Annotated in this window: 12 protein-coding genes and 2 tRNA genes; 9 read left to right on the top strand and 5 right to left on the bottom strand. The window is 71.8% G+C overall.

Annotated elements, in window-relative coordinates; all coding sequences use genetic code 11:
• Nucleotides 1-74: 74 nt before the first annotated feature.
• The gene (locus OHS18_RS09260) at nt 75-1,007 is read right to left on the bottom strand and encodes a quinone oxidoreductase family protein (RefSeq protein ID WP_328616651.1); all 933 of its coding nucleotides are present in this window, start codon (nt 1,005-1,007) and stop codon (nt 75-77) included.
• A 77-nt stretch (nt 1,008-1,084) separates the two neighbouring features.
• Here OHS18_RS09260 and OHS18_RS09255 point away from each other — a divergent pair, with 77 nt between their 5' ends.
• Nucleotides 1,085-1,498 (top strand): MarR family winged helix-turn-helix transcriptional regulator, encoded by a 414-nt coding sequence (locus OHS18_RS09255; protein ID WP_328616650.1) that lies wholly within the window; start codon nt 1,085-1,087, stop codon nt 1,496-1,498.
• Nucleotides 1,499-1,868: 370 nt separating this feature from the next.
• Here the strand turns inward: OHS18_RS09255 and OHS18_RS09250 are convergent, their stop codons facing one another.
• Nucleotides 1,869-3,314 (bottom strand): DHA2 family efflux MFS transporter permease subunit, encoded by a 1,446-nt coding sequence (locus tag OHS18_RS09250; RefSeq protein WP_328616649.1) that lies wholly within the window; start codon nt 3,312-3,314, stop codon nt 1,869-1,871.
• 224 nt (nt 3,315-3,538) lie between these two features.
• Here OHS18_RS09250 and OHS18_RS09245 point away from each other — a divergent pair.
• The 3 genes from OHS18_RS09245 (at nt 3,539) to OHS18_RS09235 (ending at nt 4,275) form a co-directional block, all read left to right on the top strand.
• Nucleotides 3,539-3,613 (top strand) — tRNA-Val (locus OHS18_RS09245).
• A gap of 35 nt (nt 3,614-3,648) precedes the next feature.
• Nucleotides 3,649-3,720: transfer RNA gene (locus OHS18_RS09240), tRNA-Val, on the top strand.
• A 309-nt stretch (nt 3,721-4,029) separates the two neighbouring features.
• The gene (locus OHS18_RS09235) at nt 4,030-4,275 is read left to right on the top strand and encodes a DUF4287 domain-containing protein (protein WP_328616648.1); all 246 of its coding nucleotides are present in this window, start codon (nt 4,030-4,032) and stop codon (nt 4,273-4,275) included.
• Nucleotides 4,276-4,439: 164 nt separating this feature from the next.
• On the opposite strand, the gene OHS18_RS09230 is transcribed toward OHS18_RS09235, so the two are convergent.
• The gene (locus OHS18_RS09230) at nt 4,440-5,213 is read right to left on the bottom strand and encodes an NAD(P)-dependent oxidoreductase (RefSeq protein WP_328616647.1); all 774 of its coding nucleotides are present in this window, start codon (nt 5,211-5,213) and stop codon (nt 4,440-4,442) included.
• A gap of 77 nt (nt 5,214-5,290) precedes the next feature.
• Between OHS18_RS09230 and OHS18_RS09225 the strand changes: the two genes are divergently transcribed.
• From OHS18_RS09225 to OHS18_RS09215, 3 genes are all read left to right on the top strand, one after another.
• Nucleotides 5,291-5,965, top strand: a complete 675-nt coding sequence (locus tag OHS18_RS09225; protein ID WP_328616646.1) for a GntR family transcriptional regulator — start codon at nt 5,291-5,293, stop codon at nt 5,963-5,965.
• Nucleotides 5,966-6,173: 208 nt separating this feature from the next.
• Nucleotides 6,174-6,878: a 4-carboxy-4-hydroxy-2-oxoadipate aldolase/oxaloacetate decarboxylase gene (locus OHS18_RS09220; RefSeq protein WP_328616645.1), complete on the top strand. Its 705-nt coding sequence runs from the start codon at nt 6,174-6,176 to the stop codon at nt 6,876-6,878.
• Complete coding sequence (locus tag OHS18_RS09215; protein WP_328454004.1) at nt 6,875-7,930, top strand: 4-oxalomesaconate tautomerase; 1,056 nt, start codon at nt 6,875-6,877, stop codon at nt 7,928-7,930. Before OHS18_RS09220 ends, OHS18_RS09215 begins: the two co-directional genes overlap by 4 nt.
• Nucleotides 7,931-8,191: 261 nt before the next feature.
• Here the strand turns inward: OHS18_RS09215 and OHS18_RS09210 are convergent, their stop codons facing one another.
• A complete protein-coding gene (locus tag OHS18_RS09210; RefSeq protein ID WP_328616644.1) occupies nt 8,192-8,776 on the bottom strand; it encodes a hypothetical protein in 585 nt (194 codons plus the stop codon).
• A 51-nt stretch (nt 8,777-8,827) separates the two neighbouring features.
• On the opposite strand from OHS18_RS09210, the gene OHS18_RS09205 reads away from it, so the two are divergent.
• Together OHS18_RS09205 and OHS18_RS09200 are read left to right on the top strand one after the other, a co-directional pair.
• A complete protein-coding gene (locus tag OHS18_RS09205) occupies nt 8,828-9,877 on the top strand; it encodes a zinc-binding dehydrogenase (RefSeq protein WP_328616643.1) in 1,050 nt (349 codons plus the stop codon).
• Nucleotides 9,878-9,979: 102 nt separating this feature from the next.
• Nucleotides 9,980-10,246 (top strand): response regulator transcription factor, encoded by a 267-nt coding sequence (locus OHS18_RS09200; RefSeq protein ID WP_442875353.1) that lies wholly within the window; start codon nt 9,980-9,982, stop codon nt 10,244-10,246.
• 61 nt (nt 10,247-10,307) lie between these two features.
• On the opposite strand, the gene OHS18_RS09195 is transcribed toward OHS18_RS09200, so the two are convergent.
• Nucleotides 10,308-11,762 carry an MFS transporter gene (locus tag OHS18_RS09195; protein ID WP_328616642.1) on the bottom strand — a complete coding sequence of 485 codons (1,455 nt, stop codon included), beginning with the start codon at nt 11,760-11,762 and terminating at the stop codon, nt 10,308-10,310.
• Nucleotides 11,763-11,897: the final 135 nt, after the last annotated feature.

Raw genomic sequence — 11,897 nt, 5'->3', positions numbered from 1 at the left:
CTGAAGTCCGTGAATGGCACATCGAGGGACTCAGAGTCCCTCGATGTGCCATTCACGGCTTACGCCCACCGCGGTCAGGGGACGATGACCACCCGCCGGTCGTCGCCGTCGTCTTTCCATGCCGCTTCGACGTCCTCCAGGGGGACGGTGCGGGTGTCGATCCGGAAGGTGCCCCGGCCGACTTCCGCCGCGAGGGCGGGCAACTCCGCGACGATGTCCCGGGTGGGCACCGAACCCTGGCCACTGCCCACCAGCTGCAGCCGTGCGGCCCGCAACGCGGCCGAGGGCAGCGACGCCGTCCGGCCTGCCACCGAGCCGATCTCGATCCACGTCAGGGGCTTGGCCCGATCCGCGCGGTGCGTGACGATCCCGCCCATCGCCTCGGCGGTCGGTTCGCCCCAGACGTAGTCCAGGACCACGTCGATGTCCGCGGCCGCGGTGGCGACGTCGGCGAGCGGGACCGCGACGTCGGCGCCCAGGCCCGGCAGCGTCGCGAGGCGGCCGGGATCCCGGCCCGCGGCGACGACCCGCCCGGCGCCGAGGTGCCGGGCCACCTGGACGGCCAGCCGGCCCGCGTTGCCGGTCGCGCCCAGGACGAGGACGTCCTGCCCGGCCGCGAACTCGATCCGCCGCCGCAGCGCGATCCACGCCGACATCGCCGGGTTCATGCCCGCGGCCACGAGCGCCGGGTCGACGTCCGCGGGCAGCACGACACTGCGCCGCAGGTCCACCACCGTCCGCTCGGCGAGCGCGCCCATCGCCGTGTCCGGCAGGACGAAGTAGCGCAGGCTGCCGTCGGGCGCGCGGCCCACGCCGTCGATGCCGGGCACGAACGGCAGCTCGGCGGACTCGGTGTAGTGCGAACCGTCGGCCTGCGACCGCACCCGCGGGTGCAGGCCGACGGCGACGACGTCGACGAGCACCTCGTCCGGAGTGCCCGGTGCGGGCTCGGGAAAGTCCTGGCAGGAGGGCGGTGTGCCGAACGACGTGACGACTGCTGCGCGCATGAGGACCTCTCGAAGATGATTGGTAGTGCCAACTAGATTAGCTGGCACTACCAACTAATTCAAGGTAGTCTCGGCGCATGACCGAACCCGGGCCCGACGAGGTGCTGGACAACCTGGTCCAGGTTTCCTTCACGGTGATGGCGCTGCTCAGCCGCGCGGCGGCGGCGCACGACCTGTCGCTGACGCAGCTGCGCGCGCTGGCGATCCTGCGCGACCGCACGCCCAAGATGGCCGAGCTGGCGGAACACCTCGGGCTGGACCGCTCGTCGGTGACCGGCCTGATCGACCGGGCCGTCAAGCGCGGCCTGGTCCGGCGCGAGGCCAGCGCCGACGACGGGCGCTCGGTGCGTGTCGGCCTGACCGAAGAAGCGCACCGCCTCGCCCGGAAACTGGAGGCGGAGATCGCCGGGCTGCTGGCGCCGCTGACCCGCGACCTCACCCCGGCCGAGCGGAACCGCCTGGGCGCGCTCCTCGGCCGGATGCTCCCATGAGCCGCGTCACGCGCGGGAACACCGCGGATCCCCAGGCGTTGTAACGGGTGTCGGTACGGCGGGGTCCCCGGGCCTCACCTTCAGCCGGCGCGGAGAGACACCGCGCCGCGCCACCCGCCGAGAGGCGACCCCCGTACCGGCCCCGGACTCCCGTTTCCGCTCGCAGGTCTCCCCCCAGCCTTCGCTGAGCGGGAGCGGGACTCACTTGTCCGAAGTGGACACCGGCGGCTCGGTGAACGTCGCGCTCGAGCGGCGGATCAGCGCGAACGCCTCGTCCGTGCCGCTCGCCGCCGCGAACTTCGCAGGTCGCTCGGCGCCGGTTGCGCGTCATCGGCCGCCTCCCGCGTGGGGAACCGTCCGCCCGCGGGAGTCAGCTGTCCGAGGCGGCCGTATCGCTCGAGCGGCGGATCAGCCAGCTGAGCGCGAAGGCCACCAGCCCGATGCACCCGGCCACGACGAACGCCATCCGCAGTCCCGAGGCGTCCGGGCTGCCCGCCGTCGCGTCCGCGGTGCCGAGCGTCGCCACGCTGACGAACAGAGCCGTCCCCATCGCGCCCGCCACCTGCTGCAGCGTCGACAGGATCGCGCTGCCGTGCGAGTACAGGTGCTCGGGCAGCACGCCGAGCGACTCGGTCATCAGCGGCGTCATCATCAGGCCCAGCCCGGCCATCAGCAGCACGTGGATCCCGATCACCGCGATCAGCGCCGAGTCCGGCCCCAGCAGCGTGAACAGCCACAGCGACAGCGCCATGGCCGCCGCGCCGGGAATCACGAGCGGGCGCGCGCCCACGCGGTCGAACAACGCTCCCACCGGACGGCCCAGCAGCCCCAGCACGAGCCCGCCCGGCAGCACCGCCAGCCCGCTGACGAACGTGCTCGTCTTCAGCACCGTCTGCAGGTAGAGCGGCAGCAGGATCGCGGCCGCGCCGATCAGGCAGACGAACAGCAGCGCCGTCAGCACCAGCGCCACGACGAACGGCCGGTGGGTGAACGGCCGCAGGTCCAGCAGTGCGCGGTCACGGCGTTGCAGGCGCACCTGGCGCCACGTGAACACCACGAGCGCGACCAGCCCCACGACGATCGGCAGCCACGCCGGCACCGGCGGCTCCACCCCGCCCGCTTCGCCGGTCGACGACAGCCCGTACAGCAGCCCGCCGAAGCCGATCGCGGACAGCAGCACCGACGGGACGTCCAGCGGCACCCGGCGGTTCTCGCTGTAGAGCCGCAGCCGCAGCAGGCCGATCACCAGCGCGGCGAGCGACAGCGGCAGCACGATCCAGAACATCCACCGCCAGCCCAGCCCCGACAGCACCGCACCGCCGATCGTCGGCCCGATGGCCGGCGCCACGGCGATGACGATCGTGATCGTGCCCATCGTCGCGCCCCGCCGCTTCGGCGGCACCAGCCGCATCACGGTCGTCATCAGCAGCGGCAGCATCACGGCCGTGCCGCACGCCTGCACGACGCGCCCGACCATCAGCACCCCGAACCCGGGCGCGAGGGCGCTGATCAGCGTGCCGAGGCTGAAGGCCGTCAGCGAAACGAGGAACACCTGCCGCGGCGTGAACCGCTCCAGCAGGAACCCGGTCGTCGGGATCACCACGGCCATCGTCAGCAGGAACCCGCTGGTCAGCCACTGCACGGTGGTCGTCGGCACGTGCAGGTCGACGGTCAGGTCCCGCAACGCGACGCTCAGAATGGTCTCGTTGAGGATCATCACGAACGCCGACAGCACGAGAACGCCGATGAGGAGCCCCGAGCCCGCCGGGGCGTCCGTCCGGTCGTCGGTGGGTGCGGTGTGCACGGTGTCGGTCATCGGGGTGGGAGCTCCTGGTCGCCGCGCCGGCGGAGTGGGCCACCTTCGACGCCGGCGACGATCGGGGAAGGCGTGCGCTGGTTCTCCCTTGCAGTCTGCCTGGGCGGCGGCCCCGGTGTCACGGCGGTTTCGGCAGTGGAGCCGGTCACACCCCGGGAAAGGGAACCCCCTGCGACGCCCGCGACACGGTCCGATATGCTTCTGCGAGTACGGACTTCCGGAGCGCGCGATTAGCTCAGCGGGAGAGCGCTTCCCTGACACGGAAGAGGTCACTGGTTCAATCCCAGTATCGCGCACCAGGGTTCCCCAACCCTTACAGCGGAGTTCGTACCGCGGGCGATTAGCTCAGGGGGAGAGCGCTTCGTTCACACCGAAGAGGTCACTGGTTCGATCCCAGTATCGCCCACCCGAGATTCGCGGAAGAGCCCTGTTTGCGGAATGCGCAAACAGGGCTCTTCTCGTCTGTGTCCTGTGGGGGCCGAGCCCCCACGTCCCCGCCGGGGGCACGCCCCCGGACCCCCGCGTGTGGTTCCTTTGGTCTGGCGGCTCGCCTTTCGTTGTTCCCCCTTTCGGGTAATCGTCGTACGTTCCCGGTGACGTCCACTGTGGATCTTGGTGGCTGGCGTCGCCGGGGTTTGTGCTGTTCGGGCCTTGACAAGAAAAGTTGTCGGTGGGAATGTGGTGGGTGACGGGACCTCGACTTCTGGGAGCGGACATGTCTTTTCAGGCCTACCTCGACAATGCCGAGAAGCAGACTGGCATCACCCCTCGGGGCTTTCTGGAGCTGGTTGGTGGTCAGGGGCTGACCAAGCAGGGGGAGATCGTCGCCTGGCTCAAGGCTGAGCACGGGCTGGGGCACGGGCACGCCACCGCCGTGGCACGACTTGTCGTCAAGGGGCCGGAGTTCGTCGCGGAGCACCATGGTGCTGTTCACCTCGACGGGCTTGCCGTCCGAGGGTGATCCTCGAGCGGCGTCTTGTTCACGCTGCCTGACTCGCTGCCCGGAGCGGCCAACATGGCGACCGGAGTGGCCAACACGCCCAGGTTGGCGGCCTGTTGGCCACTCCGGCCGGTGAGTTGGTCACTCCGGTACGCGGCGGGGGCCGATTTCGCTGGCTCCGGTTCTTACTCCGGCGTCTTCGCCAACTGCGCCAGCTGATCGCGCGCCGCACTCGCGACGTCGGACGCCACTCCCAGCTCGCCGAGCATCTCCGCGGCGGCCGCCATCTCGGCCGTGCGGCGGACGGCGTGGGTGTGGGAGCCCGTGACCAGTCGCTCCACAGTGGACTCGTTCGCGGCCGTCAGCTCGTCGGTGATCAGCTTCCGCAGCCAGTCCTCGCACCCCGCGGCCCGCGCGGCGTGCAGCGCCTCGACCACGGCCGCCGACATGCCCTTGAAGAACACGCTCCGCAGCAGTTTCCGCTCCGCCGCCAGGCCGGCCTCGCCCGGCATGACCTCGACGGCCGCGCCGAGGCCGTTGAGAATCCCGGCCACCGAACCGGCTGCCGTACCGGTCGCGAGCATCGGCACCCGCAGCCCACGGCCCGGCACCGGCGCCATGATCGCGACGTCCGCAAAGCCCGCGCCGTGCGAAGCCGCCGTCGAAGCCAGCCGGCGCTTCGCTCCGGGGGACGCCGTGTTCAGATCGGCCCAGAGCGCGTCCGGCGCCAGGCCGGCGAGCCCCGCGGACAGCGCGTCGTAGGCGGCCGACGCGCTGTTCACGCTCAGCACGACGTCCGCGCCCGTCGCGGCTTCGGCCTCGGAGCCGGTGGCGACGATCCCTTCCGGCGCCGGCACGGCCGGGTCGTAGCCGCGGACCACGGCGCCGGCCGCCGCCAGATCGCGGGCGAGCGCGCCGCCGGCTTCGCCGAGCCCCAATACCGCGATGGTTCCGCGCATAGCACAATCCTCTCCAGGCACCTACGATCAAGTGAACGATCTGTTCGACAAAATTGTCAACAAACAGGGGTGGGAGTATGACGGAGACTGCCGCGGACCAGCGGCCGGGGGAACGATCCGTGGTGGCCGCCGTCCGCGACGCCATCGTCCGCGGCGAGTTCGTCCCCAACCAGCGGCTGGTCGAGGCGGATCTGTCCGCCCAGTTCGCGGCCAGCCGCGCCAGCGTGCGGTCCGCGCTCATCGAGCTCACCAACGAAGGTCTGGTCGAGCGGGTGCAGAACCGCGGCGCGCGGGTGCGCGCGGTCTCGCTGGAGGAGGCCGTCGAGATCTCCGAGGTGCGGATGATGCTCGAGTCCCTGTGCGCGGCGAAGGCCGCCGAGCGGATCACCGACGCCGAGATCGCCGAGCTGCGCGAGCTGGGGGAGGCGATGCGCGCCGCGGTGTCGGGCGGTGACGTCGTCGGGTACTCCGGGCTCAACCAGCGGCTGCACCGCCGGGTCCGCGAGATCGGCGGCCAGCGCACGGCCGAGCAGGTACTCGAACGGCTGCGCGGGCAGAGCGTTCGCCACCAGTTCCGGCTGGCCATGCGCCCCGGCCGGCCGCAGGTCTCGCTGCCCGAGCACCTGGCGATCATCGACGCGGTCTGCGCGCATCACCCGGTCGAGGCCGCCGAAGCCGCGCGGGTCCACCTGCAGAGCGTCATCGAAGCGCTGCGCGAGGCGGACGCCGCCGAGGTCTCCCACCTCCACTGACCCGTGTCGTCCGTCTGCGTACACGTGTCGTCCATCCAGGTCCGGGTGGGTATCCGCGGCCGCGGTCGTGCCGGTACCGGAATGGCGAACACACGTACCCCGGCGGACGACACGCGTACTCAGGTGGACGACACGGCGTCGAGGGAACCTGACTGAGCCGTCGCCAAGATTGTTGACAATATCGTCGACGCTATCTAGCGTCGACGGCATGGAACCGGTCATCGTCACGAACCCACCCCGCGCCGACGCCGGGCAGGTGACCAAGCTGGCGGAGTACGGCGTGGCCACGGTCCACGAGGCGCTCGGCCGCAGTGGGCTGCTCGGCCCGGACCTGCGGCCGATCCAGGACGGCGCGCGGATCGGCGGCACCGCCGTCACGGCGTTGTGCTGGCCGGGGGACAACCTGATGATCCACGCGGCCGTCGAGCAGTGCCAGGAGGGTGACGTCCTGGTCGTCACCACGACTTCGCCGTCGCGCGACGGCCTCTTCGGCGAGCTCTTCGCCACCGCGCTGCGCCACCGCGGGGTGCGCGGGCTGGTCATCAACGCCGGCGTCCGCGACGTCGCCGAGCTGCGCGAACTGGGCTTCCCCGTGTGGTCGGCCGCGGTCAGCGCCCAGGGCACGGTCAAGGCGACGGCCGGCGCGGTCAACGTCCCGGTCGTGCTCGGCGGCCAGGTCGTCCACCCGGGCGACGGGATCCTGGCCGACGACGACGGCGTGCTGCGCGTGCGGCGCCAGGACGTCGAAGAGGGCTTGAAGGCGTCCCAGGCCCGGCTGGAGAAGGAAGCCGCCGCGCGTGAGGCGTTCGCCGCCGGACAGCTCGGCCTCGACCGCTACGGCCTGCGCGAAAAGCTCGAGGCCCTGGGCGTCCGCTACCTCACCGCCGAGGAGTACGAGAAGGAGCGGGGATGACCGGCGTGCGCTGCATGCTCATGCGCGGGGGCACCTCGAAGGGCGCCTACTTCCTCGCCGAAGACCTGCCCGCCGACCCGGCCGAACGCGACGACCTGCTGCTGCGGATCATGGGCAGCCCCGACCCGCGCCAGATCGACGGCCTCGGCGGCGCGCAGCTCGTCACCAGCAAGGTCGCGATCGTCTCGCCACCCGGTGGCCCCGATCGCGACGTCGACTACCTGTTCCTGCAGCTCGGCGTCGACGAGGCCACCGTCTCCGACCGCCAGACCTGCGGCAACCTGCTCGCCGGGGTCGGCCAGTTCGCCGTCGAGCGCGGCCTGGTCCCGGCCGGCGGCGAACGCACCACCGTGCGGGTCCTGCTGGTCAACACCGGCGCCATCGCGGTCTCGACGTTCGCCACCCCCGGCGGCGAGGTCGACTACGCCGGTTCGCTCGCGATCTCCGGCGTGCCCGGCACGGCCGCGCCGGTGGAACTGGACTTCGCCGAGACCGAAGGCTCGGTCTGCGGCAGCCTGTTGCCCACCGGCAACGTCCGCGACGACGTCGGCGGCCTCGAAGTGTCCTGTGTCGACAACGGGATGCCGGTCGTGGTGGCCCGCGCCACCGACTTCGGCATCACCGGCTACGAACCGGTCGAAGAGCTGACCGGGCTCGCCGGCCGCATCGACGCCCTGCGCCTCGAAGCGGGCAAGCTGATGGGTCTCGGCGACGTCAGCGGCAGTTCCGTCCCGAAGACGACGCTCGTCGCGGCCCCGCGTGACGGCGGAGCGATCGCCACCCGGACGTTCATCCCGGTGAAACCGCACCCGGCGATCGGTGTGCTGGGCGGCGTCAGCGTGGTGACGGCACTGCTGCTCGACGGCGCCGTCGGCCACGAACTCCTGGTCCGCCCGCCCGCCGGTGAACCGATCGAAATCGAGCATGCGAGTGGCACGCTCGGCGTCGGCATCGAGTTCGACACCACGGTCACGCCGCCGCGGGTGGCCCGCTCGACGGTGTTCCGCACGGCCCGGAAGTTGTTCGACGGCACCGTTTTCCCCCGTTCCTGAAGGCCGGCCATGCCCGGCCCCTCGCCCCGCCACGGCGACACCGGCATCGGGCCGACCTACCTGTGCCGCGACCGGACGGCCACGAGCTGGAGCTCTACTGGGAAACCGAGCGTCCGGCACCTCGACCACGTGAACCACCTCGCGCAGAAGTCCTACGACCACGGACTGGAGACGCTCGACCGGGCGCCTGCACCACATCGCGTTCGCCACCGGCACCCGCGAGGACGTCCTGCGCGCGGCCGACATCGCGCTCGACAACGCTCAGCTCCTGCGGGGCTCTTCCGGTGCGTCTTCCGGGGCGTCGGCTTCGTCGCCGTGGGCCAGGGTGCGCAGGGACGAGAACATGCTGACCCGGCGCATGTCCATCAGCTGCCAGCCGCGGGCGATGCCGAAGGCGAGGTCGCCGATCAGCACGTAGTACAGGGTGCGCAGCGGTTCCCAGTTGCCCGGTTCGGTGAGGAGCTCGACGCCGGCGTAGATCTCGAAGCCCGCGATCACCAGCAGCGCCGACGCCATGCGCAGCGAGCTCCAGTGTCCCCGCCGGTGCCGCACCGCCGTGACGATCGAGCGGGTCGCGGCCGCGTCGAACACCAGGATGCCCACCCCGGACGCGACCGCCCAGCCGCCCGGGGTGCTCCCGGGCACGAGGATCATCAGCGACAGCACCAGCGCGTTGGTGAACAGCAGCAACGCCGCGGACGCGCGGGTGTGGTATTCGGCGTGCGTCGTCGTCCGGCGGACACGCTCGGGCGACACCGAGACGGCCACAAACAGCAAGCCGATCAGCGCCCCGCTCGCCCCGGCGACGGCGACGGCGAATTCGTGGTACTCGTCGGGGATGCCCATCGGCGCAACGTACTTCACCGGGCCGGTCCGCGCGCGAAGGAGCTTTGTGGTGTGATCGACGGCATGGGCGACACGATGCTGGCGGGCCGGCTCGATCTGGACAAACGGGAATTCGGCGTCGAGGAGGTGCCGATTCCGGAGCCGGGACCGGGACAGGTGCGGATCGCGGTCGCCGCGGCCGGCGTCTGCCTGTCCGACCTGCACCTCATCGACGGCACCCTGCCCGGCACCGGCCGGGTCACCCTCGGCCACGAGGTCTCGGGCACCGTCGACGCGCTCGGCCCGGACGTCCCGGAGCACCTCACCGCCGGCCTGCGCGTCACGCTCCAGGCGGGCCAGTCGTGCGACGTCTGCGACCGCTGCCTGCGCCGGCAGCCGTGCCTGCGTCCGCGGGTGCGGGGCGTGCACTACGACGGCGGCTGGGCGGAGTACGCGCTCGCCCGGGCCGACACGGTCGTCCCGATCCCCGACGACCTGCCGTTCGACCAGGCGGCGATCATCCCCGACGCGGTGTCGACGCCGTACGCGGCGGTGGTCGCGACCGCCCAGGTCCGCCCGGCGCGCTCGGCGGGGGTGTGGGGCGCGGGTGGCCTCGGCGTCCACGGCCTGCAGGTGCTGCGTCTCGCGGGCGCGGCGCCGATCGTCGCGATCGACCCGCTGCCCGCCGCCCGGGAACGAGCGCTGTCGTTCGGCGCGGACGTCGCGCTGGACCCCGCCGCGGCGGACTTCGCCGAGCGGATCGGCGCGCTGACCGGTGGGCGCGGGCTGGACTACGCGTTCGACTTCGCCGGGTACGCGGCGGTGCGCGAGCAGGCGGCCGCGGTGCTGGGCGCGCAGGGCGCAATGGTGCTCGCCGGCCTCACGAACGCCCCGCTGCACCTGCCGGACAGCACCGGGCTGAGCGTGCGGGGCCAGCGGATCCTCGGGCACTTCGGTTCGTCGGGCGAGCACGTGCTCGAACTCGTCGCGCTGGCGCGCCACGGCCGGCTCGACCTGTCCCGGTCGATCAGCGCGCACATCCCGCTGGCGGAGGCGGATCGGGCCGTGAAGCAGCTGGCGGACAAGACGGGCAACCCGATCCGGCTGATCCTCGTCCCGTGATCTCGTGTCCCATGTGGACGGTGTTCGACAGATTCGACGGGGCGGTCACGGTGCTCCGGGAGCCGGTGTAACGACTGGCCTTCCCGCGCCGATGACGCCCCTGTGAGTCTGAAGGAAGCCCCGGTCATCAGCAACGGCTGGCGTGTCACGGCAAAGTTCACGATGACCGGTCGCGAGACCGAGATCCTCGATCTCATCGGCGAAGGCCTGCGCAACCATGAGATCGCCCGGCGGTTGGTGATGAGCGAAGCGACGGTGAAAACGCACATCAACAACCTCTTCGCCAAGGCGGGCTTCCACTCGCGGGAAGACGCGGTCCTGTACGCGATCGGCACCGCCGAGCCGGGCCGCTACCACCGAGTGGACTGACACCGGTGACACCGGTGACACCGGACCGCCGCGACGGCCGAGCCGTCGCGGCGGCCTCCGGTCAGTTTGCCGCCACCGCCGCGGGTTCCGGCGGTACGGGCGTCGAAGCCGCCGGCGTGTGCCGGGGCAGGAACGCCGCGATGCCCAGCGCGATGAGCGCCGCGCCCGACCCCATCGCCAGCACCACGCGGAATCCGCTCGCCGCGGGCAACGTCGCCGGTCCGAACTGGACAGTCAGCTGCGCGAGCACCAAACCGGCCGTCGCGCTCGAGATGGACGTGCCGATCGAGCGCATCAGGGTGTTCAAGCTGTTCGCCGCGGCCGTTTCCGACACCGGGACCGCCGCCATCACCAGGCCCGGCATCGCGCCGTAGGCGAGGCCGATGCCACCGCCGATGACGCACGAGATCAGGACCAGGTGCCAGACCTGGCTCATCAGCACGATGCCGATCGCGTAGCCGATCGCGACGACCACCGCGCCGAGCATCAGCGTCGTCTTCGGGCCGCGGGTGCGTGAGATCCGCGCGGACACCGGCGCGAGCGCCATCATGACCAGACCCGACGGCGCCATCACGAGGCCCACCACCAGCATCGACCGGCCGAGGCCGTACCCGGTGGCCGCCGGCAGCTGCAGCAGCTGGGGCAGGACCAGCGACATCGCGAACATCGCGAAGCCGAACACCGCGGACGCGAGGTTGGTCAGCAGCACCTGGCGCCGCGCGGTGGTGCGCAGGTCCACCAGCGGCTGCCGGGTCCGCAGCTCCCAGCGGCCCCACAGGAGCAGAACCAGCACCGCCGCGGCGAACAGGCCGAGCGTCGCCGCGCTGCCCCAGCCCCAGTCGGCGCCCTTGGAAATGGCCAGCAGCAGGCACACCAGGGCGATCGACAGCCCGGCCGCGCCCGGCACGTCGAACCGGCCGCCGGTGCGCACCGGCGACTCGGGCACCAGCGCGACCACGAGGCCGGTGACGACCAGGCCGAGCCCGGCCGACGTCCAGAACAGCACGTGCCAGTCGGCGTGCTCGGCCAGCAGCGCGGCCGCGGGCAGCCCCAGGGCGCCGCCGACACCGAGTGACGCGCTCATCAGCGCCGTCGCGGACCCGAGCCGTTCGGCGGGCAGCTCGTCGCGCATGATGCTGATCCCGAGCGGGATGACACCCGCCGCGAGGCCCTGCAGCGCCCGCCCGGCGACCATCGGCAGCAGTGTGTCGGACAGCGCGCCGATCGCCGAGCCGACGACCAGGGCGCCGAGGCTGATCAGCAGCATCCGCCGCTTGCCGTACATGTCGCCGAGCCGCCCGACCGTCGGCGTCGCGACCGCGCCGGCGAGCAGGGTGGCCGTGATGGCCCAGGTCGCGTCGGAGGCGGACGCGTGCAGCAGGCCGGGCAGGGCCGGGATCAGCGGGATCACCAGCGTCTGCATCAGCGAGACGACGATGCCGGCGAACGCGAGGACGGCGACGACGAGGCTCGCTCTCGGCGCGGTTTCCCCGGCGGGGGCGGAAGGTCTGGACACGGGCGGGTCCTCCAACGGGGACACAACGGGGGACGGATCGGGCGTTCGGGTCGAATTAAATCAATCGCTTGACTTAGCTTAGCAGCCTTCGGTTGACTGCTGACGAACTGACGGCCCACCACGAGGAGGATGCAC

It is taken from the genome of Amycolatopsis sp. NBC_00355 (assembly GCF_036104975.1).
Lineage (GTDB): Bacteria > Actinomycetota > Actinomycetes > Mycobacteriales > Pseudonocardiaceae > Amycolatopsis.
This window is presented reverse-complemented; position numbering and strand designations above follow the sequence as displayed.

Excerpts from the sequence above, each read along its gene's own strand:
- OHS18_RS09250 (WP_328616649.1), bottom strand. The coding sequence starts at position 3,314 with ATGACCGACACCGTGCACACCGCACCCACCGACGACCGGACGGACGCC.
- OHS18_RS09215 (WP_328454004.1), top strand. The coding sequence starts at position 6,875 with ATGACCGGCGTGCGCTGCATGCTCATGCGCGGGGGCACCTCGAAGGGC.
- OHS18_RS09255 (WP_328616650.1), top strand. The coding sequence starts at position 1,085 with ATGACCGAACCCGGGCCCGACGAGGTGCTGGACAACCTGGTCCAGGTT.
- OHS18_RS09210 (WP_328616644.1), bottom strand. The coding sequence starts at position 8,776 with ATGGGCATCCCCGACGAGTACCACGAATTCGCCGTCGCCGTCGCCGGG.
- OHS18_RS09225 (WP_328616646.1), top strand. The coding sequence starts at position 5,291 with ATGACGGAGACTGCCGCGGACCAGCGGCCGGGGGAACGATCCGTGGTG.
- OHS18_RS09235 (WP_328616648.1), top strand. The coding sequence starts at position 4,030 with ATGTCTTTTCAGGCCTACCTCGACAATGCCGAGAAGCAGACTGGCATC.
- OHS18_RS09230 (WP_328616647.1), bottom strand. The coding sequence starts at position 5,213 with ATGCGCGGAACCATCGCGGTATTGGGGCTCGGCGAAGCCGGCGGCGCG.
- OHS18_RS09260 (WP_328616651.1), bottom strand. The coding sequence starts at position 1,007 with ATGCGCGCAGCAGTCGTCACGTCGTTCGGCACACCGCCCTCCTGCCAG.
- OHS18_RS09220 (WP_328616645.1), top strand. The coding sequence starts at position 6,174 with ATGGAACCGGTCATCGTCACGAACCCACCCCGCGCCGACGCCGGGCAG.